Here is a 25,301-nt window from a genome sequence, read left to right as displayed (position 1 = left end):
AATAGGTATAGATAGGGAGAAGGGGAATGAAAAATAAAATTTTAACTTGGTTAGGAATAGTAGCAGCTATGGGAGTTCTTGCTGTAGCAGTTACATTTGGAATGTTAGAACTTGCCGATAATCCAGCAGATAAAGAGGTGAGTGCTCAAATAGACAAAAAAGAAGACCAAACGATAGTAGGTAGAGAGGTAGATGGAGTCTTTGTTGATGTGTATGTTACTGAAAATTCTACTGAAAGCGAAGTCATTACAGCGATGCATCACATGACTCATCAAAAAGTGGTGGCAGAACGAAAATCGGGCTCTATCCCAATGGTTCAAAATAATGCTAAAAAGTTAAAAGAAATCATAAATAAGAGTAGCTTTGCGAAGAAAAATGAGCTTTTAGCAATTGCTGATAGATGGGTGAAAAAAGATTTTAGTAAAATTGTAGAAGATCACAATTATTTCTCGGATGCTCAAGAAGATAGCGTTTGTAAAGCAACTAGAGCAATGGAGGCGTTAGAAGAGCAACATTATATTTTAACTACATTCGGGGAGGAAAAGGCGAAAGAACTATACGAATCAGGGGATGCTCCGCACGTTCAATAAAAAATAATATAAAGGCTTTCTAGTTTTGTATTATCGTGTTTTAAGGATGCAATGGGGACTTATAAATAAATAGTCTACTTTCTTTATGACTTGTAACAAAAAAGAAAAGATATGATTCATTATTAAATGATGAAGGAACGGCTAAATTGCACCGAAGTACATCTATTGAAGAATTTTAGTAGGGAAAGTATCCATGGTATAATGGAGGGAAATAAAAAGCCCTGCAAAACAGGACTGTATTATTCTTCGTCTTTATTTTGTTTTTCTAATTCAACTAGCTTTTGAATTAAAATGTGCTGCGGCATATGCATGAGTTGTTCAAGTGGAACACCTAGTGCTTTTGATAAGCGGACTGCAGTATCTGGAGAAATTTGTAATGGTCTCATAGAAGTACCTCCTTTTTCGTATAGTATAGCATAAGATTGGGGGAGTGAGGATGACTCTTATATTTGCACATCGTGGTGCGGCTGGAATGTACCCAGAAAATACAATGATTTCGTTTGAAGCGGCTGAGTCTTCTAGAGCGGATGGAATTGAACTTGATGTTCAATTAACGAAAGATGGAAAAGTTGTCGTCATTCATGATGAAACAGTGGACCGGACAACAAATGGAAAAGGTGCGGTTCGGAATTATGTATATGAGGATTTATGTAAGTTAGATGCAAGTTATAAATTTAGTGATAAAGTAGGTTTTTGCAAAATACCACTTTTAGAAGAGGTATTAGAATGGCTTGAACGAACGAGTTTGCTACTTAATATTGAACTTAAAAATAATAAAATTCCATACAGAGGTTTAGAGGAAGAAGTAATAACGCTTGTACGGAAATTTAGTTTAGAGGATCGCGTTATATTTTCTTCGTTTAATCACTACAGTATGAAACGGTGCCATATGATGGCTCCTGATATTCAAACAGCTATTTTATATCGCGAAGGTTTGCATAGTCCGTGGGCATACGCGAAAAAAATGGGAGCTACAGCAGTACATCCGAATTATCGTTATCTTCAAGATGCTATTGCTGAACTAACGATGGAAAGTGGTGTAGAGGTTCGCCCTTATACAATTAATGAAGAAACGCTTATGCGTAAATATTTTGATATGAATATATCGGCGATTATTACTGATTACCCTGAAACGGCAAGAACGTTATTGCCGATAAAAAAATGAGACCGCGTGTAACGGTCTCATTTTTTTATTTATAAATAGTGGGGCCTTCCTATCTTCTGAAGCGAGCTTGTACTTTATTTCGTTTGCGATCTCGGTGTACGACGAAGCCACCAAAGATATAAAACCCGAGCCCGAAGCAGAGAGCGCCGATTAAAAATTGTAACCACAGTATAGAGATTGGTGGAAATAGAATCCCGAATACAGTATCTCTCATTAACTTTATACCAAACACAGCTAATGAAATAGGGATGAGTGCTAATAGTAGAGCAACGTAACGCTGCATACATAACGCTCCTTTTCAGATTATTTCGTATATTTTAATGATGTTATATGGAAAGGTGGTTTGTCAAGAGGTTGCTGAACGAGTAAGATAAAGGTGTGAAAAAATTTGCAGAGCTACTTCGAGAGGAAGTGTAATATATGAAACAAAAAGTATTAATTGTTGGTGCAGGTGAAGGCGGGAGCGCACTGCTGAATCTGTTACAAAGTTCGAATATATTTCAAATTATAGGGATTATTGATATAAATCCGGTGGCAAAAGGATTACAAATTGCTAAGGAATATGGGATTGCAATTGGAGAAAGTGTAACTCCATTTCTTTCTATGCATATCGATGTAATATTTGATATGACAGGTGAAGATGATGTACATAAAGTTTTATTGGAAAAAAAGAAAAAAGACACTCTTCTTATACCAGGTGATATTGCAAAAATTGTTACAGGATTAGCGCATGAGAAGGAAGGGTTAATTGGGCGGTTAGAGGAACAAACGCAACAAGGAGAATTAATTTTAAATTCTACGCATGACGGCATGATCGTAATTGATCGAGAGGGACAAGTTCGTCTTTTTAATAAAAGTGCAGAGCGTATTATCGGATATAAAAAAGAAGAGGCGATAGGAAAATATATTTTAGAAGTCATTCCCACTAGTAAATTACTTCGCATTATACGTACGAAACAAATAGAAGTAAATTATGAACTAACATTAGAGAATGGAAAGAAAATTATTACAACGCGTATACCGATATTAAAAGAGGGCGGAGAGGTACAAGGGGCATTTGCAATTTTTAAAGATATAACAGAAGTTGTAGATTTAGCGGAAGAAGTTACAGACTTAAAAGAAATTCAAACACTATTAGAGGCAATTATTAACTCATCTGAAGAAGCGATTTCGGTTGTGGATGAAAAAGGAAGAGGTTTAGTCATTAACCCGGCATATACGAAATTAACGGGTTTAACAGAAGAAGATATTATTGGGAAGCCTGCTACAACTGATATTGTAGAAGGCGAAAGTATGCATATGAAAGTACTTCGAACGCGTCGTGCAGTGCGCGGAATACATATGAAGATTGGACAAAAAAAGCGCGATGTAATTGTAAACGTAGCACCAGTTATTGTGGATGGAATATTGAAGGGAAGCGTCGGTGTTATCCGTGACGTGTCGGAAATTCAAAAGTTAACAAATGAATTGAATAGAGCAAGGCAAATTATTCGCACATTAGAAGCAAAATATTCATTTGATGATATTGTCGGAAATTCAGATGAAACAACGGCAGCTATCGAACAGGCGAAGCTAGGAGCGAATACACCAGCAACAGTACTGTTACGCGGTGAATCTGGTACTGGTAAAGAATTGTTTGCACATGCAATCCATAATGGAAGTAATCGAAAATATAATAAGTTCGTCCGTGTAAACTGTGCGGCCATTTCGGAGACGTTGTTAGAAAGTGAATTATTTGGTTATGAGGAAGGGGCGTTCTCTGGAGCGAAAAGAGGCGGGAAACGTGGGTTCTTTGAGGAAGCGAATAACGGTAGTATTTTTTTAGATGAAATAGGGGAGTTATCTGCAAATACACAAGCGAAACTCCTTCGTGTATTGCAGGAAAAAGAAATTGTAAAAGTTGGTGGAACGAAAGCGATACCTATTAATGTTCGAGTAATTGCAGCGACACATGTGAATTTAGAAAAGGCTATTCTAGAAGGGAAGTTTAGGGAGGATTTATATTATCGATTAAATAAAATTCCAATTCAAATTCCATCTCTTCGTCAACGTAAAGGAGATATACCGAAAATTGCGGACAGGTTGATTCAAAAAATTAATCAAGATTATGGTCGTAATGTAGAAGGGCTCACTGATTCAGCTATTTTATATTTACAATCATACGAATGGCCAGGAAATGTGAGAGAACTTGAAAATATTTTAGGACGAGCGATTATTTTTATGAATTATAACGAGATCTATATTGATGTACAACATTTACCGCCATTACATAATGAAGAGCAGGTGGAGTCAAAGCAATCTCATTTATTACCTGAATTAGAAGAAAAGCCACTTGAACATTTAGTAACAGAGTTTGAAGGGAATATTATTCATGAATATTTGGAGAGATTTGATGGGAATAAAACACAAACTGCAAAAGCATTAGGAATTTCCGTTCGAAATTTATATTATAAGCTAGAAAAGTATGACCATGCAAAAAATAGCATGCAATAAATTGCGTACCGTGCAATTTATTGCATGGTATACAAAAAGCGACAAAATAAGACAGAATATTTTGTTATTTTCCAAAGTATTGATTTTACTGCATTTTGAATGCGTTTTCATTATTGGTAAGACCACTTTTAAAAGTTGGCACGGTATTTGCTTTATAAATAGACGAGGGACGACGGAAAGGGTTGATTACAAAATATGAAGTTAGAATACTTAATTGATCAAGCAGCGGGACAGCCTAAAAAAACTGTAGCTGTAGCAGTAGCTGAAGATCATGAAGTAATTGAAGCTGTAGCGAAAGCAATTAAATTACAGCTAGCTCAATTTCGTCTATATGGAAATCAAGAAAAAATAATGGGGATGCTACAAGAACATGGTTTACAAACTTCAGAACATGTTGAAGTGATTGCAGCAATGTCTAATGCAGAGGCTGCAGAACTTTCTGTTAAAGCTGTGAGAAATGGTGAGGCAGACGTGCTTATGAAGGGTAACATCCCAACAGCGAATATTTTGAAGGCTGTGTTAAACAAAGAGTGGGGCCTACGTAAAGGTAGCGTACTTTCACATGTAGCAGCATTTGAAGTTCCAAATTATGATCGTCTTATTTTCGTTACAGATGCAGCGATGAACATCGCACCTGATGTAACACAAAAAGCTGCTATTATACAAAATACTGTAGAAGTTGCCCGGGCAATAGGAATCGACTTGCCAAAAGTGGCACCAATTGCAGCAGTAGAAGTTGTGAATCCAGCGATGCAGGCGACAATTGATGCAGCGATGTTAACACAAATGAATCGCCGCGGACAAATTAAAGATTGTATCGTTGATGGACCACTTGCTTTAGATAATGCAGTATCACAAATTGCAGCAGAGCATAAAGGCATAGTAAGTGATGTAGCAGGTAAGGCAGACATTTTACTCGTCCCAACGATTGAAGCTGGAAATGTGCTATATAAATCACTCGTATACTTTGCGGATGCAAAAGTAGGAGCAATGATTGCTGGCGCAAAAGCACCGATTGTTTTAACATCTCGTGCTGATTCAGCAGAAACAAAAGTATATTCATTAGCATTGGCAGTTGCGACTGCTTCAAAATAAACCAAAAAGGGTAAAACATTAGGGGGAAACGACAATGACATTAGAAATCTTCGAATACTTAGAAAAATATGATTATGAGCAAGTAGTATTTTGTCAAGATAAAGAATCTGGTTTAAAAGCAATTATTGCAATTCATGATACAACACTTGGACCGGCTCTTGGTGGAACAAGAATGTGGACATATGATTCTGAAGAAGCGGCGATTGAAGATGCATTGCGTCTTGCAAAAGGGATGACATACAAAAACGCAGCAGCTGGTTTAAACTTAGGTGGTGCGAAAACAGTAATTATCGGTGATCCTCGTAAAGATAAGAGCGAAGCAATGTTCCGTGCACTAGGACGTTATATCCAAGGACTAAACGGACGATACATTACAGCTGAAGATGTTGGTACAACAGTAGATGATATGGATATTATCCACGAAGAAACTGACTTTGTAACAGGTATCTCACCATCATTCGGTTCTTCTGGTAACCCATCTCCAGTAACTGCATACGGTGTTTACCGTGGTATGAAAGCAGCTGCAAAAGAAGCTTTCGGTACTGACAATTTAGAAGGAAAAGTAATTGCTGTTCAAGGCGTTGGTAACGTAGCATATCACCTATGCAAACATTTACACGCTGAAGGAGCAAAATTAATCGTTACAGATATTAATAAAGAAGCTGTACAACGTGCTGTAGAAGAATTCGGTGCATCAGCAGTTGAACCAAATGAAATTTACGGTGTTGAATGCGATATTTACGCACCATGTGCATTAGGCGCAACAGTTAATGATGAAACTATTCCACAACTTAAAGCAAAAGTAATCGCAGGTTCTGCAAATAACCAATTAAAAGAAGATCGTCACGGTGACATCATTCATGAAATGGGTATTGTATACGCACCAGATTATGTAATTAATGCAGGTGGCGTGATTAACGTAGCAGACGAATTATATGGATACAATAGAGAACGTGCACTAAAACGTGTTGAGTCTATTTATGACACGATTGCAAAAGTAATCGAAATTTCAAAACGCGATGGCATAGCAACTTATGTAGCGGCAGATCGTCTAGCTGAAGAGCGCATTGCAAGCTTGAAAAATTCTCGTAGCACTTACTTACGCAACGGTCACGATATTATTAGCCGTCGCTAATCATTCATATATAACTTTTACAAAAGGTGTGGTTACCTCTTATGAGGTTTCCACTTCCTTTTGAATTTATTAGTGGAGGTAGCAACATTGTCTGTAAATCGAATTCTTGTTATTAACCCAGGTAGTACATCCACAAAAATTGGTGTTTTTGATAATGAAAGACCCGTTCTAGAAGAAACGATTCGTCATGACGTAGAACAGATTGGAAAATATAAGCGAATTATCGACCAATATGAGTTTCGAAAAGAAACGATTTTAGAAGTTCTACATTCTCATGGTATTAACATTTCAAAATTAAACGCTGTTTGTGGACGTGGTGGATTACTCCGTCCAATCGAAGGCGGTACGTATACAGTAAACGATGCGATGTTAGAAGATTTAAAAAATGGCTTTAGCGGTCATCACGCTTCAAACCTTGGAGGCATTTTGGCATATGAAATTGCTTCTGGATTAAACATTCCTGCATTCATTGTAGATCCTGTCGTTGTAGATGAGATGGAGCCGGTTGCTCGTATAAGTGGCATTGCTGGTATGGAACGCAAAAGTATCTTCCATGCATTAAATCAAAAAGCAGTTGCTCGTAAAGTAGCTGAACAGTTAAATCACAAATACGAGGATTTAAATTTATTAGTTACACATATGGGTGGCGGTATTACAGTTGGTGCTCATAAAAAAGGAAGAGTAATCGATGTGAATAACGGTTTAAACGGAGAAGGACCATTTAGTCCAGAGCGCGCTGGTACAGTACCAGTAGGGCAACTAGTAGAAATGTGTTTCTCTGGTGAGTATTACCGTGATGAAATGATTAAAAAACTTGTCGGACAAGGTGGACTTGTAAGTTTAATCGGTACAAATGATGCGATTAAAGTAGAGCAAATGGTTGAAAAAGGTGATCCTGAAGCAACTCTTATTTATAAAGCAATGGCATATCAAGTTGCAAAAGAGATTGGCGGAGCTAGCGCTGTACTTCACGGGAAAATCGATGCAATCGTATTAACTGGTGGACTGGCATACAGTAAAATTCTTGTCGATGAAATTAAAGAGCGAGTGGACTGGATTGCAGATGTTATCGTACATCCAGGCGAAGATGAGTTAGAAGCGTTAGCAGAAGGAGCACTTCGTGTATTACGTGAAGAAGAAGCTCCAAAAGAATACGTTGTACGTGAAAAAGAAACGGTAGCTAGGGGTTGAGATAATGGCAAAAGAATATGATTTAGTCATCGTTGGCGGCGGTACTGGTGGATATGTTGCTGCAATTCGTGCATCACAATTAGGGTTAAAAACAGCACTAGTCGAAAAAGAAAATCTTGGTGGTACTTGTTTACACAAAGGATGTATTCCTAGTAAAGCTCTTTTACGTAGTGCGGAAGTATATGCAACTGCTAAAAAAAGCGAGGAGTTCGGAGTTATCGCAAGCAATGTAGAACTAAACTTTGCGAAAGTACAAGAGCGTAAAGAGAAGATTGTAACGCAGCTTCATAAAGGCGTTCAACATTTAATGAAACAAGGTAAAATTGATGTGTTTGAAGGTATTGGCCGTATTCTTGGCCCGTCTATTTTTTCTCCTATGCCAGGGACAATTTCAGTTGAACTTGCAAGTGGAGAAGAGAATGAAATGTTAATTCCAAAAAATGTACTTGTTGCAACAGGTTCTCGTCCAAATTCATTACCGGGTTTAGAATTAGATGGAGAATACGTAATGTCTTCAGATCATGCCCTAAAAATGGAAACGCTTCCTAGTTCGATTATTATCGTTGGTGGCGGTGTAATCGGTATTGAGTGGGCATCTATGCTTGCTGACTTCGGTGTAGAAGTTACAGTATTAGAGTATGCGAAAACGATATTACCACTAGAAGATCAGGACGTTTCAAAAGAAATGCAACGTCTATTCAAGAAAAAAGGTATTAAAGTGGTAACTGGTGCAAAAGTATTACCAGAAACATTGGTAAAAGATAATGGAGTAACAATCCAAGCTGAACATAACGGTGAGAATAAAGAATTTAAAGCTGAAAAAATGCTTGTATCTGTAGGAAGACAAGCGAATACACAAAATATTGGCTTAGAGAACACAGATATCGTTGTGGAAAAAGGATACATTCAAACAAATGAGTTTTATCAAACGAAAGAATCGCATATTTACGCAATTGGAGATGTAATCGGTGGTTTGCAACTTGCTCACGTTGCTTCTCATGAAGGGATTGCTGCAGTAGAACATATTGCAGGGAAAGAAGTTACACCAATTGATTACTCTATGGTATCAAAATGCGTATATAGCAGTCCAGAAGTTGCTTCTGTCGGTTTAACAGAACAAGAAGCGAAAGAAAAAGGCTATAAGTTAAAAGTAGGTAAGTTCTCATTCCGCGCAATCGGAAAAGCACTTGTATACGGAGAATCAGATGGTTTCGTAAAACTTGTAGTTGATGAAGAGACAAATGACATTCTTGGTGTTCATATGATTGGACCACATGTAACAGATATGATTTCTGAAGCTGGTCTTGCAAGAGTACTTGATGCAACACCTTGGGAAGTAGCACATACAATTCATCCGCATCCATCATTATCTGAGGCGATTGGTGAAGCAGCACTTGCTGTAGATGGAAGAGCGTTACACGCATAAAAATGTGGATTTAGGAGGTTATGAAAAATGGCAGAAGTAAAAGAAAAGCGCCATGAAGAGCTTGGCTTAAGTGATGAGCAAGTATTAGAAATGTTCCGTACGATGTTACTTGCACGTAAAATCGACGAACGTATGTGGTTATTAAACCGTGCTGGAAAAATTCCATTCGTAATTTCTTGTCAAGGACAAGAGGCTGCACAAGTTGGAGCGGCGTTCGCTCTTGATAGAGAGAAAGACTATGCATTACCATACTACCGTGATATGGGTGTTGTACTAGCATTTGGTATGACAGCTAAAGAGCTTATGTTGTCTGCTTTCGCAAAAGCTGGAGATCCAAACTCTGGTGGTCGTCAAATGCCTGGTCACTTCGGTCAAAAGAAAAATCGTATTGTTACAGGTTCATCTCCAGTAACAACGCAAGTACCACATGCAGTTGGTATTGCACTAGCTGGAAAAATGGAGAAGAAAGATTTAGTAACGTTCGTTACATTTGGAGAAGGTTCTTCAAACCAAGGTGACTTCCATGAAGGGGCAAACTTTGCTGGTGTACACAAACTACCTGTTATTTTTATGTGTGAAAATAACAAATATGCAATCTCTATTCCAGTTGAAAAACAATTAGCATGTAAAAACGTATCAGATCGTGCAATTGGTTATGGTATGCCTGGATATACAATAGACGGAAACGATCCGCTTGCAGTATATAAAGCTGTAAAAGAAGCAGCAGATCGCGGTCGTCGTGGTGAAGGCCCAACTTTAATTGAAACAGTATCATATCGTTTAACAGCACATTCTAGTGACGATGATGATCGTGTTTATCGTGATAAAGAAGAAGTAGAAGAAGCAAAGAAAAAAGATTCAATTATAACATTCGCGGCTTATTTAAAAGAAGCTGGTGTGTTAACTGAGGAATCGGAAAAACAAATGTTAGACGAAATTATGCATATCGTAAATGAAGCAACAGAATATGCAGAAAATGCTCCGTATGCAGCACCTGAAGATGCATTGAAGCACGTATACGCAGAATAGGGGGAACGTTTCATGGCTGTAATGTCTTATATTGATGCTATTACATTAGCAATGCGCGAAGAAATGGAACGCGATGAAAAAGTATTCGTTTTAGGAGAAGATGTTGGTAAAAAAGGTGGCGTATTTAAAGCGACACACGGTTTGTATGATCAATTTGGTGAAGATCGTGCGCTTGATGCACCGCTTGCAGAATCTGCAATTGCTGGGGTAGCAATTGGTGCAGCAATGTATGGTATGCGTCCAATCGCTGAAATGCAGTTTGCTGATTTCATCATGCCAGCAGTAAACCAAATTGTTTCTGAGGCAGCAAAAATTCGTTATCGTTCTAATAATGATTGGACTTGTCCAGTTACAATCCGTGCACCATTTGGTGGGGGTGTTCACGGTGCATTGTATCATTCACAATCTGTAGAAGCGATGTTTGCAAACCAACCAGGTTTAAAAATCGTTATCCCTTCTACACCATATGATGCAAAAGGCTTATTAAAAGCAGCCATTCGTGATGAAGATCCAGTATTATTCTTCGAACATAAACGTGCATATCGTTTAATTAAAGGTGAAGTGCCAGAGGATGACTACGTATTACCAATCGGAAAAGCAGATGTAAAACGTGAAGGTGATGATATTACAGTTATCACGTACGGATTATGTGTTCATTTTGCTCTTCAAGCAGCTGAAAAGTTAGCACAAGATGGCATCTCTGCACACATTCTTGATTTACGTACTGTATATCCATTAGATAAAGAAGCAATCATTGAAGCGGCTTCTAAAACAGGTAAAGTTCTTCTTGTAACAGAAGACAATAAAGAAGGAAGCATTATGAGTGAAGTGGCAGCAATTATTGCTGAAAACTGTCTATTTGATCTAGATGCGCCAATCGCACGTCTTGCAGGTCCAGACGTTCCAGCAATGCCATATGCACCAACAATGGAAAAATTCTTTATGGTAAATCCAGATAAAGTTGAAAAAGCAATGCGTGAACTTGCGGAATTTTAATCGGGGGGACTATACATGGCTGTAGAAAATATTACAATGCCTCAGCTCGGGGAGAGCGTTACAGAGGGCACAATTAGTAAATGGCTCGTTAATGTTGGCGATCACGTAAACAAGTATGATCCGCTTGCAGAAGTAATGACTGATAAAGTAAATGCTGAAGTACCATCTTCTTTCACTGGTATTGTGAAAGAGTTAATAGCTGGTGAAGGTGATACGTTAGCTGTAGGTGAAGTAGTTTGTGTGATTCAAGTAGAAGGCGCAGACGAAGTAGCAGCAACAGCTGTTGAGGAAAAAACGAAAGAAGAACCAAAGGCAGCAGCAATTACGCCTGAAAAAGCACCGAAAGTAAAACAACCAACTGATGGAAAGCCACGTTTTTCACCAGCTGTGTTAAAACTTGCGGGTGAGCATAACGTTGATTTAGATTTAGTAGAAGGTACGGGAGCAAATGGCCGTATCACTCGTAAAGATATTTTAAAGCTAGTGGAATCTGGAAATATTCCGCAAGCAGGTGCGAAAAAAGAGAAAGCTGTAGCGGCGGTAGTAGAAGCTCGCCCAGAAGCACCAAAAGCAGCACCAGTAGCGCAAAAAGTAGAAGCTGCGAAACCAGTTTCTGTACCTACAATGCCTGGAGATATCGAAATTCCAGTCACAGGTGTGCGTAAAGCAATCGCAGCAAACATGTTACGTAGTAAACATGAAGCACCACATGCTTGGATGATGATTGAAGTAGATGTGACAAACCTTGTGTCATACCGTAACTCAATTAAAGGTGACTTTAAGAAGCGTGAAGGCTTTAACTTAACGTTCTTTGCTTTCTTCGTAAAAGCAGTGGCACAAGCGTTAAAAGAGTATCCTCAAATTAATTCAATGTGGGCTGGCGATAAAATTGTTCAGAAGAAAGATATTAACCTTTCTATCGCTGTTGCAACAGAGGAAGAACTATTTGTACCAGTAATTAAGCAAGCGGACGAGAAAACAATTAAAGGTATCGCTCGTGAAATTACAGAACTTGCAGGAAAAGTACGCACGAAATCGTTAAAAGCAGACGAAATGCAAGGTGGAACATTTACAATTAATAACACAGGATCATTCGGTTCTGTTCAATCTATGGGTATTATTAATTACCCACAAGCGGCTATTTTACAAGTTGAATCAATTGTAAAACGCCCAGTAATTATGGATAACGGTATGTTCGGTGCTCGTGACATGGTTAACTTATGTTTATCACTTGATCACCGCGTACTTGATGGTTTAATTTGTGGTAAGTTCTTAGGACGTGTTAAAGAAATTTTAGAAAACATGTCAGAAAATAATACATCTGTATATTAATAAAAAGCTCGCTTATGCGAGCTTTTTATTATCTTATTTCTTCATCTACATCCTACTATATGTATAAATACCTTTCCCAGTAATCTTACAATAAACGATTATGTATTAGGAATTTACGAAAATACATTGCTGATATATGGTATATGGATATAAAATAAGAAAAGAATAATTTTTTTGGCAAATCTTACTGATGAAACTGTAGTATAATATATTGTATTGTATGAAAAAGAGAGTTATTCTATATAAGTGTTTTATAGATAATGTGTAATCAGTCGTCAAAACATGAAGAATGTTGACTCCTGGTTTTTTATTTTTGCCGTAACAATGTTTCAGGAGGATGTCATGAAAAGAAGTACCGAGTTTCTAAAAAGTTTAGATGTAAAATTAATTTTAATTTTGTGTGCACTATGTGTGACGAGTATAGCTGCTATATATAGCAGTCAGCAAACGGGACAGTATGGAGCTGCAAACTTTGCTATGAAACAAGGTGTTAACTACATAATTGGGGTTGTATTGTTACTTCTTGTTGCAAGCATTGATTTAGATCAGTTACAAAAATTATCTTGGCCGCTTTATATTGCCGGGTTTGCTTCACTTATTCTTTTGAAAGTATTACCACCATCAGGTTTTACACCTGAAAAATTAGGTGCAAAAAGATGGTTTGTTTTCCCAGTATTTGGACAAATTCAGCCGTCTGAGTTTTTCAAAATTGCATTGCTACTTGTAGTAGCGAGTATAGCAGTGAAACATAATGCACAGTATATGGCAAGGACATTCCAAACAGATTTAAAGCTAGTAGGTAAAATTATGCTAGTGTCACTGCCACCTATGGCGGTTGTATATAGTCAACCGGATACAGGTATGGTGTTCTTATATGCTGCTGCTATTGCATGTATTTTATTTATGTCAGGTATTCAAAAGAAATTGATAGCATTATGTACAGTTATTCCGTTGACCATACTATCTGCTTTAATATTTATTTTCTTTAAGTATCAAGATTTTTTCTATAATAATTTAGTTACTTTACTAAAACCTCACCAACAGTCGCGTATTGTAGGTTGGTTAAATCCATTTGAAAATGCAGATCAAGGTTATCAAACGCAGCAATCGATTTTAGCTGTAGGTAGTGGAGGAATGGAAGGTAAAGGGTTTGGGGGAGGAAGCGTCTATATCCCAGAGAAACATACTGACTTTATTTTCGCTACAATTGCCGAAGAAGGTGGATTTATAGTCGCGGCGTTAGTTGTGTTCTTGTTCCTATTACTACTATATCGAACAATTATTATTGGTTATTCCGCTGATAATATATTTGGTACATTATTATGCGCTGGATCAATCGGTATATTAACGGTTCAAATATTCCAAAACATTGGTATGATCGTTGGATTAATGCCTGTAAAAGGTATTGCATTACCTTTCTTATCGTACGGGGGAAGTTCCTTATTCTCGAATATGATTATGATGGGGCTCATACTATCGGTACGGAAAACGTATAAAAAATATATGTTTTCAGTTAAGTAAAAAAAGCTGGTTCGTTTTTAAACGAACCAGCTTTTTTACATATATGCTCATAAACGTTGCAAACTAAAACAGACTAGCAGTTTGGGATGTAAGGAGTGCAAAGTGATGCATATGCATATTTTTGAAGGAGCAAGGCATCTTTCGATTGGTGAATGGGTTGTTCGAGCTATAATAGCGTACATATTTTTAATATTAGTTGCGAAAGCAATGGGGCAAAGATCCATCGCGCAGCTGCGCTTTTTAGATGTTGTATTAGTATTATTGCTTGGTGGGAATATTTCTAATGCACTATCTGATGAAAAAGTCGGATTACTTGGTTCAATGATTACAACTTTTATACTAGTTGTACTTCATATTGTAAGCTCTATTTTAATGTTGAAATGGGATAGATGGAGACGTTTTTTAGAGCCAGCACCTATTGTTCTTATACACAATGGTTCCATTGATTTTAGCAATTTGAAAAAGGCGAGAATTACGGCGGAATATTTATTTTCGGAACTTCGCATGCGAAATGTGAGCGATATTCAAACGGTTAAATTAGCATTATGGGAAGCGAGTGGCGTTGTTTCTATATTTCAGTATCCAGAATATGAAGCAGCTTCCCGGCGTGATCTAAAAGTGGCGGGGAGAAGGTCTCCAGTTTCTTTTATTTTAGTGAAAGATGGAAGGATTCAGCAGGACGTTCTCGCTTTAATAGGAAAAACAGAAGAGTGGGCAAAAGAGTTTTTAGAGAAGAGTGCGGAAATTGAATCCATTATGTTAGCTACAGTAGATGAATCACATAAAATAAATATTTTGTTAAAAAAATGAAAAATATACGCATTTTGTCGTTTCATACATATGATACAATAGTGTGGACAACGAAAAAGGAGGCGATACGGTGGGATATGTAGAAGAATTACGAAAAATAGTTGGTCATCGCCCTTTAATTTTAGTTGGTGCTGTTGTACTCGTTATAAATGAAAATGGTTATGTTTTATTGCAGCAGCGGACAGAGCCGTACGGAAAATGGGGGCTACCTGGCGGGCTAATGGAGCTTAGTGAATCACCAGAAGAAACAGCTTATCGTGAAGTATATGAAGAGACAGGAATAAGAGTGAAGAACTTGCGACTAATCAATGTATTTTCTGGAGCGAACTACTTTACAAAATTAGCAAACGGTGATGAATTTCAATCTGTAACAACCGCCTATTATACGGATGAATATGAAGGGGATTTTGTTATGAATAAAGAAGAAGCAGTTCAGCTTAAATTCTTTTCAGTAACAGAACTACCTGACTATATTGTAGGATCGCATAAAAAAATGATTGCTGAGTATATGAAGATTATGGAAAAAAAGATATAATAATAGTGAAAGAAATACAAAAACACAGCTCTGGTTGGTAGTCCAGACGCATGATTTCATGTCAGTAACCTTCCCCTCCGGGATGTCCCGTATTTCTAATTTTTTAAAGGAGGGGCTGTCAATGGAGTTGACAGTATATCATGATGGCCAATTTTTTGTTGGAATTATTACATGCAAAGAACAAGGGAAATTGTATGGAGCGAGGTATATTTTTGGAACGGAACCGTCAGATGAAGAAGTGCTTATGTTTGTGAATGGTTCACTTTTAGAGCACTTTCAGCATTTTGCAAAATGTGGTGTAGAAGTTAAAGAAAAACAGCGTCCTAAAAACATAAAGCGTATCATACGACAAGTAGCAAAAGAAACAAATGTTAAACGTTTTACTAAGGCGCAAGAGGCGATTAGTTTATCTTATGAATTGCATAAACAAGAAAAGAAAGTGCAGTCTAAAGAGAAGCGAGAAGCTGAAAAAGAAAGAAGACGTTTAATTAAAGTACAAAAAGCAAAGCAAAAACATCGTGGTCATTAAAGAAAAGGTGTTAGAGCAAGTGCTCTAACACCTTTTCTATACTTAAATACAAGTAAACTTACTTGTATTTCATAAACATTAACTGGTAAGATACAAATAGGTAGTTTTAGAGGAGGGAAAAGAGTGATTAATTTTAACTTTTTTATGAATGATGTTGTTCGCCAAGCGCGTGAAGAGATTGTCTCTGCTGGATATACAGAATTGACGACGCCGGAAGCGGTAGAAGAAGCGTTTAAAAGAAATGGAACAACACTTGTAATGGTAAACTCTGTATGTGGTTGTGCAGGTGGTATTGCTCGTCCTGCTGCTGCGCATTCCGTACATTATGATAAACGTCCTAACCACCTTGTAACGGTGTTTGCAGGTCAAGATAAAGAAGCGACAGCAAGAGCGCGTGAATATTTCGAAGGGTACCCACCTTCTTCTCCATCATTTGCTTTATTAAAAGATGGAAAAATTGTAACGATGGTAGAGCGTCATGAAATTGAAGGGCATGAACCGATGCAAGTTATTGCGAAACTACAATCGTATTTCGAAGAGAATTGTGAAGAACTATAAAAAATAAGAAAAAAGGCGGCACGTCCACAATCAAGTGGATGTGCCGTCTTTTTTTATTTATTATTTTAATTTCTGAGATATGCATAGTCATATTATTTTATGCATTGTTTTATACATAACAAACAGCGTTTGCATTGTGATTTTATTTATTTTTATTTTATATATTGCATAAAAATGAAAGTGCTGATACAATACAAACATCGAATAAATATTCTATTAAACTTTTAAATATACATTATTAGGGGGAAGAAAGATGAAGAAGTTATTATCAATATCGTTTGCACTTATTTTAATTGTAAGTATATTCAGCGCTTGTAGTAATGGGGAATCGAAAGAAACAAAAGGAAATAAGAAAGTACTCGTAATGGGGACTTCAGCAGATTATAAACCATATGAATACGTGGAAGCTTCAAAAAGTGATGAAATTATTGGTTTTGATGTTGATGTTGCTAAATATATCGGAAAAGAACTTGGGTATGAAGTGAAAGTGAAAGATATGGATTTTGGTGGTTTATTAGCATCTCTTAGTTCAGGAAAAGTTGATTTCGTAATGGCAGGCATGACGCCAACTGCAGAGCGTAAAAATAATGTTGATTTTACAGATATTTATTTTGTTGCGAAAAATATGGTCGTTTCTAAAAAGGATTCTAACATTAAATCTGTAGAGGATTTAAAAGGGAAAAAAGTAGGAGTACAAACAGGATCTATTCAAGAAGAGAAAGCAGCAGAATTTAAAAAACAAGTAGATTTCAAAGTTGAGGGACGTGACCGTATACCAGAAATCGTACAAGAAATTAAAGCTGGTCGTTTTGACGCTGCAATTATAGAAGACACAGTTGCTAAAAATTATTTAGAGAAAATGAAAGATTTACAAGGAATTGAAATTAAAGAAGCACCAGAAGAAGTTGGAGCAGCAATTGCCCTTCCGAAAAACAGTGATAAAACAGCTGAATTTAATAAAGTAATTAAAAAAATGCAAGAAAATGGAGAAATGGATAAATTAGTGAAGAAATGGTTTGGCAGCGAAAAATAAGCTGCCTTTCACTTTTCTGTGAGGGGAATGAGCAGTATGAATTTAGATTTCTCGGCGATTACGCCTTCGATACCGTATATACTAAAAGGTTTAGAAGTTACTTTGAAAATTGTAGCAGTATCAGCTTTAGCAGGATTTATTTTAGGAACATTATTAGCACTTTGTAAAATTGCTAGAATACGAGCGTTAAATATAGCAGCAGATTTTTATACATCAATTTTTCGTGGTACACCACTTGTATTGCAATTAATGATTATTTATTTCGGCGTCCCGCAAATAATTGGTTATGAAATACCAGCATTCTTAGCAGCTGTACTTGCATTTAGCTTAAATTCAGGTGCATACATGTCAGAAGTGATTCGTGCTGGTATTCAAGCAGTTGATAAAGGACAAACAGAAGCAGCAATGGCTTTAGGGATACCGTACGGAAAAATGATGAGAAATATTATTTTCCCTCAAGCATTAAAAAATATATTACCAGCGCTTGTGAACGAATTTGCGACACTTACGAAAGAATCAGCTGTAGTAACAGTAATAGGCGCGACTGATTTAATGCGCCGTGCTTACATCGTAGGCGGTGAAACGTTTAAATATCTTGAACCATTACTTTTTGTTGGACTGATTTATTATATGTTAGTCATTATTCTTACATTAGTCGGGAAGGCAATTGAAGGGAGAATGAAGAAAAGTGATTAAAATTGAAAACCTTCATAAATCATTTGGTAAAAACGAAGTATTAAAAGGAATCACAACAACGATTGAAAAAGGGGAAGTAGTTGCAATTATAGGGCCTTCTGGATCAGGGAAATCAACATTTTTACGTTGTATGAATATGTTAGAAGCACCGACGAATGGTCACATTTGGATTGGAACGGAAGAAGTAACGAATCCGAAAACGAATGTTATGCATGTTCGTGAAAATGTCGGTATGGTCTTTCAGCATTTTCACTTATTTCCTCATATGACTGTATTAGAAAATATTACGTATGCTCCTATCAATGTAAAAGGGGTAACGAAGCAAGAAGCTGAAAAGAAAGCTGAGAAACTTTTAGAAAAGGTTGGATTAGTAGATAAAAAAGATACGTATCCGAATCGTCTTTCGGGAGGACAAAAGCAACGTGTAGCAATTGCAAGAGCGTTAGCTATGGAACCGGAAGTTATGTTATTTGATGAACCGACATCGGCGCTAGATCCAGAGATGGTGAAAGAAGTGTTAGAAGTTATGAAATCGTTAGTTACGACTGGAATGACGATGGCTATCGTTACACATGAAATGGGCTTTGCAAAAGAAGTGGCAGATCGTGTTCTTTTCTTGGACGGAGGAAAGCTTGTAGAAGATAGTGCGCCAGAAGAATTTTTTGCAGCGCCGAAAAGTGAACGTGCGCAACAATTTTTACAAAAAATATTGTAATATGAAAAGGTTATGTGAATAATAAGTAGAAAAGGATGACATTGTGTCATCCTTTTTTTATACTAGCTGTAAATACGTTTATACATATAGGAGCAATGATATGTTCAAAATTGGATACCGTACAGTAAAAACAGCAATTGGGACAGGCGCGGCAGTTTTTATTGCTCAGTTATTAGGATTAGAATTTTATAGTTCAGCAGGTATTTTAGTTATTTTATGTGTACAAAATACGAAGCGCAAATCGCTTCAAGTGTCGTTACATCGTTTTCTAGCGTGTGTATTATCAATGGTATTCGCGTTTTGTATTTTTGAAACGATCGGCTATACACCACTTGCAATTAGCATATTGTTACTTACATTTATTCCGACTGCAGTAATGCTTAAAATTCAAGAAGGTATTGTCACGAGTTCAGTTATTGTTATGCATCTATATTCATTGAAGCAAATTACATGGCTTATAGTTGGAAATGAAATTGCTATATTAACGATAGGGATTAGCGTGGCGTTATTAGTAAATATGTATATGCCGAGTAGTGAAAATAAGCTAAAAGAGTATCAGGATAAAATAGAGAGTAATTTTAAAACGATTTTGTTTGAAATGGTTGTGTATTTACGAAATCGAGAAAGTAGTTGGAGTGGAGCAGAACTCATTGAAACCGAGAATATGTTAAATGAAGCAAGAGATTTATCGTTTAAAAAACTTGAGAATGCATTTATGCGAGAAGATGATTATTACTATCGTTATTTTAATATGCGTATGCAACAATTCGAAATTTTAGAGAGAATGATACCACTAGCAGCTTCTTTATCGTGGACGTATGAACAAGCTGACATGATTGCAGATGTTGTTGAAAACATTGGTAATGCTATTAGCCCTGAGAGTACTGGAGTTATTTCCTTAAGGCAGCTTCAAGAAATGAGGGAATTATTTAGAGACATGCCATTGCCAGCTACACGCGAAGAATTTGAGATACGTGCGAAACTTGTTCAACTTGTGTATGAAATGGAACAATATTTACTCATTAAAAGTCGCTTTAAGGGAAAGGATAATATAAAAGAACTTATATAGAAGGTAGGAATTATCTATGCCGTATCTTCTCTCTATCATATTATGTCTTTCTTTATCGCCGATTTGGCCTCTTGGGGATAATCCACGTGCCGGAGATCCTTTTATTATTGTAAATAAAGCAACGAATAAATTAGCTTACATTGACGATGGAAAGATTCAAAAGGTTTTTCCAGTAGCGACAGGAAAAACGAATGAATTAACTCCAGAAGGAACTTTTGATGTTGTAATGAAAGCGAAGGATCCGTATTATATTGCGAAGGATATTCCAGGTGGATCGCCAAAAAATCCACTTGGATCAAGGTGGATTGGATTTAATGCAAGAGGCACTGATGGAAGTAAATATGGAATACATGGAACAAACCAACCGAGTTCAATTGGAAAGTATATTTCACAAGGATGTATAAGAATGAAGAAAAACGATGTGGAATATTTGTTTGATCGTATTCCAATTGGAACGAAAGTATGGATTGTGAAATCGAAAAAATCATTTCAGCAATTGGCAAAAGAAAAAGGAGCCGTTGCATATGAAAAAGTCAACGAAAAAGTTGGCTTTTTCTATTGTAATAAGTTGTCTTGACATGTGTACATAACCGTGCGTTAATGAAAGTATAGAAAGATAAAATTAGATAAAGGGGTTGCTCATATGTACTTGAATCCAAAACTTTCGTATATGCAGTTTTTTATGGGATTTCTATTTGTTATTACATTCATATTGGCAACTTTTAATATATGTTCTTATCTTGTAGCGATTGTATGTATGGCATTACTTAATCTCACTTTTGTTATCGGGGCATTTCAGCAGAAACAATATACAAGTTTTGTAATAGCACTTGTAATGTCATTTTCCTTTAGTATTGTAGCGATTGTGTTTTATATAAAATAAACCATCTCGATGTCGAGATGGTTTATTTTGTCATGTGTAAAAAGTAAAAAAAGGACGAACACATCGCCCTTTTTACCAAAACATACTCGCGCCAGCAAGTAATGTTGTTACAAGCATAGAAATTAGCATCACATAAACCATAATTTTTTGAGCTTTTTTATGCATCGTTATACCTCCTTGCAAATCAGTACAATTTCATTGTAACGAGAAATGAAATTATGGACAAGGGGAGAGTGAGGACAAAATTCGGGAAGGGGTTGCAAAATATAACAGGAAATTTGAGTGTGTGTAGAGAATATAGTAAAAGGGTATATTGTTAATTTTTAGTTGGGCAAGCTGAAGAATGGAGATACGATGATGAAAATATACGAAACAGATCGTTTATATTTAAGGGAAATTGATGAGTCGTATGCTGAAACAGTTCTTCAATATTACGACAGAAATCGTGAGTTTTTAAAAGCTTGGGAAGAGTATAGACCGGATGATTTTTTTACGCTAGATTATCAAAAGAAAAAGTTGCAAAAGGATAGAAAAGAGTTCGAAGAAGGGAAAATCATCAGACTATGGATTTTTAAAAAAGGTGATGATACGAAAATAATTGGGTGCATTTCATTTAATTTAATCGTTCGTGGCATTTATCAATCTTGTGTACTCGGTTATAAATTAGATAAAGCAGAGTTAAACAAAGGGTATACGACAGAAGCGCTTAGAAAAGCAATTCAAGTTGCTTTTGAGGGATTTCAGTTACATCGTATAGAAGCTCCAATTATGCCTCGTAATTTAGCATCTATACAAGTAGTGACGAAGATAGGCTTTCAATATGAAGGCGTGTCTAGGAAGATGTTAATGGTAAATGGCGTGTGGGAGGATCATATGCGCTGGGTATTGTTAAATGAGTAATAGAAAGCAGATGGTTATCTAGACATGTAAACCATCTGTTTTTTGTCTTGTATTTCGAAACTTTTGCGAAATTCTGTTATAATTAATAGTGTTACATACATAATGGTAGTGCAGGAGGCGCAGTCTTATGATTAATCAAGAACGTTTAGTAAATGAATTTATGGAATTAGTACAAGTAGATTCTGAAACGAAATTTGAAGCAGAAATCTGCAAAGTATTAACGAAGAAATTTACAGATTTAGGTGTAGAAGTATTTGAAGATGACACAATGGCTGTAACTGGTCATGGTGCAGGTAACTTAATTTGTACTTTACCAGCAACAAAAGATGGTGTTGATACAATTTACTTTACTTCTCATATGGATACAGTAGTTCCTGGTAATGGAATTAAGCCTTCTATTAAAGATGGATATATCGTATCAGATGGTACAACAATTTTGGGCGCGGATGATAAAGCTGGATTAGCATCAATGTTCGAAGCAATCCGTGTTTTAAAAGAGAAAAATATCCCTCACGGTAAAATTGAATTTATTATTACAGTCGGAGAAGAATCAGGTCTTGTTGGTGCAAAAGCTTTAGATCGTGAGCGTATTACAGCGAAGTATGGCTACGCATTAGATAGCGATGGAAAAGTTGGTGAAATCGTTGTTGCAGCTCCAACACAAGCGAAAGTGAACGCAATTATTCGCGGGAAAACAGCTCACGCTGGTGTAGCACCGGAGAAAGGTGTATCTGCAATTACTATTGCAGCGAAAGCAATTGCGAAGATGCCACTTGGTCGCATTGACTCTGAAACGACTGCAAACATTGGACGTTTTGAAGGTGGTACACAAACGAATATCGTTTGCGATCATGTACAAATCTTTGCAGAAGCTCGTTCTTTAATCAATGAGAAAATGGAAGCACAAGTTGCGAAAATGAAAGAAGCATTTGAAACAACTGCAAAAGAAATGGGTGGTCATGCAGACGTTGAAGTAAACGTTATGTACCCAGGATTTAAATTTGCAGATGGCGATCACGTTGTAGAAGTTGCAAAACGTGCAGCTGAAAAAATTGGTCGTACACCTTCTCTTCACCAAAGTGGTGGCGGAAGTGATGCAAACGTAATTGCAGGACACGGTATCCCAACAGTTAACTTGGCAGTTGGTTATGAAGAAATTCATACAACAAACGAGAAGATTCCTGTTGAAGAGTTAGCAAAAACAGCAGAATTAGTTGTTGCAATTATTGAAGAAGTAGCGAAGTAATAGAATAGAAAAAGCGTGTAAATCAATTGTGATTTACACGCTTTTTATTTTGATTCGATTATTTTTACAAGGCGTATAAGCCAATACAAGAAAAATCATGGCAGTATATAATATTAGACGAGAGAAAAATCCAAACGTATTCATGTTGAAAATTGGAAGGAGTAAATAATTAATTATGATGATTAATATAACTACAAGGAACATATAGTTAATTTCATCATAATCAGCCTCTTTCACATGTGTATCCTCTTTATATGGATTATAAAAAAGAACAAGTAATTATTATAACTATTGTGCAAAATTTGATATAATGAAAGAACGAATGTTCTGATTAGGGAGTGAGTACTATGCGAGAAATGTATCCGAAAAATGGTCGTGTAATTTTGCATGTAGATATGAATTGCTTTTTCGCATCTGTTGAAATTGCTCATGATCCATCATTACAAGGAAAGCCATTAGCGGTTGCTGGAAATGAAAAAGAGAGAAAAGGAATTATTATAACATGTAGTTATGAGGCGAGAGAATACGGAATACGTACGACGATGCCCCTTTGGGAAGCGAAAAGGTTATGCCCGCAATTAGTTGTAAGGCGTCCTAATTTCACATTATATCGCGAAGCTTCATTTCAAATGTTTCAAGTCCTTTCTCGTTTTACAGAAAAGATACAACCAGTCTCAATAGATGAAGGATATTTAGATATTACAGATTGCTACGCACTTGGTTCGCCTCTTGAAATAGCAAAGATGATTCAACAGGCACTATTAACAGAGTTGCAGCTTCCGTGTAGTATCGGAATTGCTCCAAATCTATTTCTAGCAAAGACCGCTTCAGATATGAAAAAACCACTTGGTATTACCGTGCTTCGAAAACGCGATATTCCAGAACTGATTTGGCCACGTCCAGTTAGAGCAATGCATGGAATTGGTGAGAAAACAGCTGAAAAATTAAATGATATTCATATACAGACAATTGAACAGTTGGCAAAGGGAGACGAGCATATCATTCGCTCTAAAATTGGCAAGCACGGTGTTGATTTGCAAAGGCGTGCAAAAGGTATGGATGATAGGGAAGTGGATCCGAGTCAAATGGGACAGCATAAAAGCGTCGGTAACTCGATGACTTTTTCAAAGGATATGGATGAAGAGAAAGAATTACTTGATATGTTAGAACGTTTATCAAAGTCAGTGAGTAAAAGGTTACAAAAGCGAACCCTTGTCAGCTATAATATTCAAATTATGATTAAATACCATGATAGGCGAACAGTAACACGGAGTAAGCAATTGAAAAATGCGATTTGGGAAGAACGCGATATTTTTCAAGCAGCATCCCGTTTATGGAAGCAACATTGGGATGGTGATTCCGTGCGTTTACTAGGTGTTACAGCTACTGAAATAGAGTGGAAGACAGAATCGGTGAAACAATTAGATTTGTTTTCATTTGAAGAGGATGCAAAAAAAGAACCGCTACTTGCTGTCATTGATCAAATTAATGATAAGTATGGAACACCACTTTTACAACGAGGTAGTCAACTACTACGTAAGCAAGAGAAGTCGTTTCAACAAAAGTTAGAAAATAAGTTTATGTAGAAGGTGTCATGAAGTAGTAAATATCATGACACCTTTCCTATTTAACTCGCTTCTAAATCTAAAGAAGTCTTCCATCCAGCTCCAGTAACGCCAGATTCTAATAGCATTCTACTTACTATTTTTTCAATTAAGATAGCTGCATTTGACTTGCAATGTAATGTAGCCTGTATACAAACTTTTTGATTAGAATCTACATCTTCACTATACAACTCTTTTAAACTGAGCCCTTCTGTACTTACCATATGCATAAGTAAAAAACGAATATGTGCTTCATTTTCTTCTGAACAAGTAAGGGAAAGTAAGTAGTTCGTTTGTTCAGGTGATTCTTCTTTTGATTTTTTATTCATAAAAAGAGCAATTGGGCGAAGAAGTATATTTGCTAGTAACACGCCGGCTGCACCTAATATAGCTGTAACGAGGAAACCGGCGCCTGTAAGAGTACCGACAGCAGCTGCACACCATAAAGTAGCTGCCGTATTTAGCCCTCTAATACTAAAACCATCGCGGATAATAACGCCACCCCCTAAAAAACCAATACCACTAACAACTTGAGCAGCAATGCGGGATGGGCTAGCATCATGATCAAGCATGACGGATAATAAAACAAATATACAGGCACCAAGTGATACGAGAGCATTTGTCCGCAGCCCGGCCATTCGGTGTCTCCATTGCCTTTCCATTCCGATGCAAGCACCTACAATAATTGCGATAACTAATCTGAATACAATGTCGTACCATACCATCATGGTCACCTCCATATATAAGTAT

The 25,301-nt window shown here is 36.8% G+C and carries 28 protein-coding genes; 24 read left to right on the top strand and 4 right to left on the bottom strand.

Going from position 1 to position 25,301, the window contains the following annotated elements:
• Nucleotides 1-26: 26 nt before the first annotated feature.
• Nucleotides 27-590 (top strand): PRK06770 family protein, encoded by a 564-nt coding sequence (locus RT27_RS09525; protein ID WP_043935921.1) that lies wholly within the window; start codon nt 27-29, stop codon nt 588-590.
• 239 nt (nt 591-829) lie between these two features.
• Here the strand turns inward: RT27_RS09525 and RT27_RS32365 are convergent, their stop codons facing one another.
• Entirely contained in the window at nt 830-976 is a 147-nt protein-coding gene (locus RT27_RS32365) for a YycC family protein (RefSeq protein WP_001247671.1), read from the bottom strand.
• Nucleotides 977-1,026: 50 nt separating this feature from the next.
• On the opposite strand from RT27_RS32365, the gene RT27_RS09520 reads away from it, so the two are divergent.
• Nucleotides 1,027-1,755 carry a glycerophosphodiester phosphodiesterase gene (locus RT27_RS09520; RefSeq protein WP_043935920.1) on the top strand — a complete coding sequence of 243 codons (729 nt, stop codon included), beginning with the start codon at nt 1,027-1,029 and terminating at the stop codon, nt 1,753-1,755.
• Nucleotides 1,756-1,804: 49 nt separating this feature from the next.
• On the opposite strand, the gene RT27_RS09515 is transcribed toward RT27_RS09520, so the two are convergent.
• The gene (locus tag RT27_RS09515) at nt 1,805-2,038 is read right to left on the bottom strand and encodes a DUF2627 domain-containing protein (protein WP_001190212.1); all 234 of its coding nucleotides are present in this window, start codon (nt 2,036-2,038) and stop codon (nt 1,805-1,807) included.
• Between the two features lie 137 nt (nt 2,039-2,175).
• On the opposite strand from RT27_RS09515, the gene RT27_RS09510 reads away from it, so the two are divergent.
• From RT27_RS09510 to RT27_RS09420, 19 genes are all read left to right on the top strand, one after another.
• Complete coding sequence (locus RT27_RS09510; protein WP_043935919.1) at nt 2,176-4,248, top strand: sigma-54-dependent Fis family transcriptional regulator; 2,073 nt, start codon at nt 2,176-2,178, stop codon at nt 4,246-4,248.
• 195 nt (nt 4,249-4,443) lie between these two features.
• A complete protein-coding gene (gene yqiS / locus RT27_RS09505; RefSeq protein WP_000764675.1) occupies nt 4,444-5,343 on the top strand; it encodes a phosphate butyryltransferase in 900 nt (299 codons plus the stop codon).
• Between the two features lie 34 nt (nt 5,344-5,377).
• Nucleotides 5,378-6,478, top strand: coding sequence for a leucine dehydrogenase (locus RT27_RS09500; RefSeq protein WP_000171355.1), 1,101 nt, complete (start codon nt 5,378-5,380; stop codon nt 6,476-6,478).
• Between the two features lie 87 nt (nt 6,479-6,565).
• Nucleotides 6,566-7,669 (top strand): butyrate kinase, encoded by a 1,104-nt coding sequence (gene buk, locus RT27_RS09495; RefSeq protein ID WP_000115781.1) that lies wholly within the window; start codon nt 6,566-6,568, stop codon nt 7,667-7,669.
• Between the two features lie 4 nt (nt 7,670-7,673).
• On the top strand, nt 7,674-9,095 hold the full coding sequence (lpdA, locus tag RT27_RS09490) for a dihydrolipoyl dehydrogenase (protein ID WP_001051295.1): 1,422 nt from the start codon (nt 7,674-7,676) through the stop codon (nt 9,093-9,095).
• 27 nt (nt 9,096-9,122) lie between these two features.
• Nucleotides 9,123-10,124 (top strand): 3-methyl-2-oxobutanoate dehydrogenase subunit alpha, encoded by a 1,002-nt coding sequence (gene bfmBAA / locus RT27_RS09485; protein WP_000852551.1) that lies wholly within the window; start codon nt 9,123-9,125, stop codon nt 10,122-10,124.
• A 12-nt stretch (nt 10,125-10,136) separates the two neighbouring features.
• Nucleotides 10,137-11,120 carry a 3-methyl-2-oxobutanoate dehydrogenase subunit beta gene (gene bfmBAB / locus RT27_RS09480; protein WP_000290071.1) on the top strand — a complete coding sequence of 328 codons (984 nt, stop codon included), beginning with the start codon at nt 10,137-10,139 and terminating at the stop codon, nt 11,118-11,120.
• A 15-nt stretch (nt 11,121-11,135) separates the two neighbouring features.
• A complete protein-coding gene (locus RT27_RS09475) occupies nt 11,136-12,452 on the top strand; it encodes a dihydrolipoamide acetyltransferase family protein (protein ID WP_016080331.1) in 1,317 nt (438 codons plus the stop codon).
• Nucleotides 12,453-12,794: 342 nt separating this feature from the next.
• Nucleotides 12,795-13,973 carry an FtsW/RodA/SpoVE family cell cycle protein gene (locus RT27_RS09470; protein WP_016080332.1) on the top strand — a complete coding sequence of 393 codons (1,179 nt, stop codon included), beginning with the start codon at nt 12,795-12,797 and terminating at the stop codon, nt 13,971-13,973.
• Between the two features lie 105 nt (nt 13,974-14,078).
• A complete protein-coding gene (locus tag RT27_RS09465; protein ID WP_016080333.1) occupies nt 14,079-14,783 on the top strand; it encodes a YetF domain-containing protein in 705 nt (234 codons plus the stop codon).
• A gap of 70 nt (nt 14,784-14,853) precedes the next feature.
• Nucleotides 14,854-15,318: an NUDIX hydrolase gene (locus tag RT27_RS09460; protein ID WP_016080334.1), complete on the top strand. Its 465-nt coding sequence runs from the start codon at nt 14,854-14,856 to the stop codon at nt 15,316-15,318.
• A 121-nt stretch (nt 15,319-15,439) separates the two neighbouring features.
• Complete coding sequence (locus RT27_RS09455; RefSeq protein WP_016080335.1) at nt 15,440-15,847, top strand: YjdF family protein; 408 nt, start codon at nt 15,440-15,442, stop codon at nt 15,845-15,847.
• 144 nt (nt 15,848-15,991) lie between these two features.
• Nucleotides 15,992-16,405: a BrxA/BrxB family bacilliredoxin gene (locus RT27_RS09450; RefSeq protein WP_001979317.1), complete on the top strand. Its 414-nt coding sequence runs from the start codon at nt 15,992-15,994 to the stop codon at nt 16,403-16,405.
• Between the two features lie 253 nt (nt 16,406-16,658).
• Nucleotides 16,659-17,438, top strand: a complete 780-nt coding sequence (locus RT27_RS09445; RefSeq protein WP_016080336.1) for a transporter substrate-binding domain-containing protein — start codon at nt 16,659-16,661, stop codon at nt 17,436-17,438.
• 36 nt (nt 17,439-17,474) lie between these two features.
• Nucleotides 17,475-18,134 carry an amino acid ABC transporter permease gene (locus RT27_RS09440; protein ID WP_001046915.1) on the top strand — a complete coding sequence of 220 codons (660 nt, stop codon included), beginning with the start codon at nt 17,475-17,477 and terminating at the stop codon, nt 18,132-18,134.
• Nucleotides 18,127-18,849, top strand: a complete 723-nt coding sequence (locus RT27_RS09435; RefSeq protein WP_000590208.1) for an amino acid ABC transporter ATP-binding protein — start codon at nt 18,127-18,129, stop codon at nt 18,847-18,849. Before RT27_RS09440 ends, RT27_RS09435 begins: the two co-directional genes overlap by 8 nt.
• A gap of 100 nt (nt 18,850-18,949) precedes the next feature.
• On the top strand, nt 18,950-19,918 hold the full coding sequence (locus RT27_RS09430; RefSeq protein ID WP_000472671.1) for an aromatic acid exporter family protein: 969 nt from the start codon (nt 18,950-18,952) through the stop codon (nt 19,916-19,918).
• A gap of 16 nt (nt 19,919-19,934) precedes the next feature.
• Nucleotides 19,935-20,495: a L,D-transpeptidase gene (locus tag RT27_RS09425; RefSeq protein ID WP_043935917.1), complete on the top strand. Its 561-nt coding sequence runs from the start codon at nt 19,935-19,937 to the stop codon at nt 20,493-20,495.
• A 66-nt stretch (nt 20,496-20,561) separates the two neighbouring features.
• Nucleotides 20,562-20,801, top strand: coding sequence for a DUF3894 domain-containing protein (locus RT27_RS09420; RefSeq protein ID WP_000281167.1), 240 nt, complete (start codon nt 20,562-20,564; stop codon nt 20,799-20,801).
• A 72-nt stretch (nt 20,802-20,873) separates the two neighbouring features.
• Here RT27_RS09420 and prli42 read toward each other — a convergent pair whose 3' ends face one another.
• Nucleotides 20,874-20,966 (bottom strand): stressosome-associated protein Prli42, encoded by a 93-nt coding sequence (prli42, locus tag RT27_RS33100; RefSeq protein ID WP_000549037.1) that lies wholly within the window; start codon nt 20,964-20,966, stop codon nt 20,874-20,876.
• A 189-nt stretch (nt 20,967-21,155) separates the two neighbouring features.
• Here prli42 and RT27_RS09415 point away from each other — a divergent pair, with 189 nt between their 5' ends.
• The 3 genes from RT27_RS09415 (at nt 21,156) to RT27_RS09400 (ending at nt 24,533) form a co-directional block, all read left to right on the top strand.
• Nucleotides 21,156-21,701: a GNAT family protein gene (locus RT27_RS09415; RefSeq protein ID WP_042969071.1), complete on the top strand. Its 546-nt coding sequence runs from the start codon at nt 21,156-21,158 to the stop codon at nt 21,699-21,701.
• A 127-nt stretch (nt 21,702-21,828) separates the two neighbouring features.
• Nucleotides 21,829-22,947, top strand: a complete 1,119-nt coding sequence (locus RT27_RS09410) for a tripeptidase T (protein WP_000609803.1) — start codon at nt 21,829-21,831, stop codon at nt 22,945-22,947.
• A 347-nt stretch (nt 22,948-23,294) separates the two neighbouring features.
• Nucleotides 23,295-24,533 carry a DNA polymerase IV gene (locus RT27_RS09400; RefSeq protein WP_029443275.1) on the top strand — a complete coding sequence of 413 codons (1,239 nt, stop codon included), beginning with the start codon at nt 23,295-23,297 and terminating at the stop codon, nt 24,531-24,533.
• A gap of 41 nt (nt 24,534-24,574) precedes the next feature.
• On the opposite strand, the gene RT27_RS09395 is transcribed toward RT27_RS09400, so the two are convergent.
• Nucleotides 24,575-25,276 carry an MgtC/SapB family protein gene (locus RT27_RS09395; RefSeq protein WP_043935915.1) on the bottom strand — a complete coding sequence of 234 codons (702 nt, stop codon included), beginning with the start codon at nt 25,274-25,276 and terminating at the stop codon, nt 24,575-24,577.
• Nucleotides 25,277-25,301: the final 25 nt, after the last annotated feature.

The sequence above is a fragment of the Bacillus sp. L_1B0_5 genome (assembly GCF_000836715.1).
Taxonomy (GTDB): domain Bacteria; phylum Bacillota; class Bacilli; order Bacillales; family Bacillaceae_G; genus Bacillus_A; species Bacillus_A thuringiensis_S.
The sequence above is the reverse complement of the archived record's forward strand: the minus strand, read 5'-3'. Positions and strand labels throughout refer to the sequence as shown.

Excerpts from the sequence above, each read along its gene's own strand:
- RT27_RS09525 (WP_043935921.1), top strand. The coding sequence starts at position 27 with ATGAAAAATAAAATTTTAACTTGGTTAGGAATAGTAGCAGCTATGGGA.
- RT27_RS32365 (WP_001247671.1), bottom strand. The coding sequence starts at position 976 with ATGAGACCATTACAAATTTCTCCAGATACTGCAGTCCGCTTATCAAAA.
- RT27_RS09520 (WP_043935920.1), top strand. The coding sequence starts at position 1,027 with ATGACTCTTATATTTGCACATCGTGGTGCGGCTGGAATGTACCCAGAA.
- RT27_RS09515 (WP_001190212.1), bottom strand. The coding sequence starts at position 2,038 with ATGCAGCGTTACGTTGCTCTACTATTAGCACTCATCCCTATTTCATTA.
- RT27_RS09510 (WP_043935919.1), top strand. The coding sequence starts at position 2,176 with ATGAAACAAAAAGTATTAATTGTTGGTGCAGGTGAAGGCGGGAGCGCA.
- yqiS (WP_000764675.1), top strand. The coding sequence starts at position 4,444 with ATGAAGTTAGAATACTTAATTGATCAAGCAGCGGGACAGCCTAAAAAA.
- RT27_RS09500 (WP_000171355.1), top strand. The coding sequence starts at position 5,378 with ATGACATTAGAAATCTTCGAATACTTAGAAAAATATGATTATGAGCAA.
- lpdA (WP_001051295.1), top strand. The coding sequence starts at position 7,674 with ATGGCAAAAGAATATGATTTAGTCATCGTTGGCGGCGGTACTGGTGGA.
- bfmBAA (WP_000852551.1), top strand. The coding sequence starts at position 9,123 with ATGGCAGAAGTAAAAGAAAAGCGCCATGAAGAGCTTGGCTTAAGTGAT.
- bfmBAB (WP_000290071.1), top strand. The coding sequence starts at position 10,137 with ATGGCTGTAATGTCTTATATTGATGCTATTACATTAGCAATGCGCGAA.
- RT27_RS09475 (WP_016080331.1), top strand. The coding sequence starts at position 11,136 with ATGGCTGTAGAAAATATTACAATGCCTCAGCTCGGGGAGAGCGTTACA.
- RT27_RS09470 (WP_016080332.1), top strand. The coding sequence starts at position 12,795 with ATGAAAAGAAGTACCGAGTTTCTAAAAAGTTTAGATGTAAAATTAATT.
- RT27_RS09465 (WP_016080333.1), top strand. The coding sequence starts at position 14,079 with ATGCATATGCATATTTTTGAAGGAGCAAGGCATCTTTCGATTGGTGAA.
- RT27_RS09455 (WP_016080335.1), top strand. The coding sequence starts at position 15,440 with ATGGAGTTGACAGTATATCATGATGGCCAATTTTTTGTTGGAATTATT.
- RT27_RS09450 (WP_001979317.1), top strand. The coding sequence starts at position 15,992 with ATGAATGATGTTGTTCGCCAAGCGCGTGAAGAGATTGTCTCTGCTGGA.
- RT27_RS09445 (WP_016080336.1), top strand. The coding sequence starts at position 16,659 with ATGAAGAAGTTATTATCAATATCGTTTGCACTTATTTTAATTGTAAGT.
- RT27_RS09440 (WP_001046915.1), top strand. The coding sequence starts at position 17,475 with ATGAATTTAGATTTCTCGGCGATTACGCCTTCGATACCGTATATACTA.
- RT27_RS09430 (WP_000472671.1), top strand. The coding sequence starts at position 18,950 with ATGTTCAAAATTGGATACCGTACAGTAAAAACAGCAATTGGGACAGGC.
- RT27_RS09425 (WP_043935917.1), top strand. The coding sequence starts at position 19,935 with ATGCCGTATCTTCTCTCTATCATATTATGTCTTTCTTTATCGCCGATT.
- RT27_RS09420 (WP_000281167.1), top strand. The coding sequence starts at position 20,562 with ATGTACTTGAATCCAAAACTTTCGTATATGCAGTTTTTTATGGGATTT.
- prli42 (WP_000549037.1), bottom strand. The coding sequence starts at position 20,966 with ATGCATAAAAAAGCTCAAAAAATTATGGTTTATGTGATGCTAATTTCT.
- RT27_RS09415 (WP_042969071.1), top strand. The coding sequence starts at position 21,156 with ATGATGAAAATATACGAAACAGATCGTTTATATTTAAGGGAAATTGAT.
- RT27_RS09410 (WP_000609803.1), top strand. The coding sequence starts at position 21,829 with ATGATTAATCAAGAACGTTTAGTAAATGAATTTATGGAATTAGTACAA.
- RT27_RS09400 (WP_029443275.1), top strand. The coding sequence starts at position 23,295 with ATGCGAGAAATGTATCCGAAAAATGGTCGTGTAATTTTGCATGTAGAT.
- RT27_RS09395 (WP_043935915.1), bottom strand. The coding sequence starts at position 25,276 with ATGGTATGGTACGACATTGTATTCAGATTAGTTATCGCAATTATTGTA.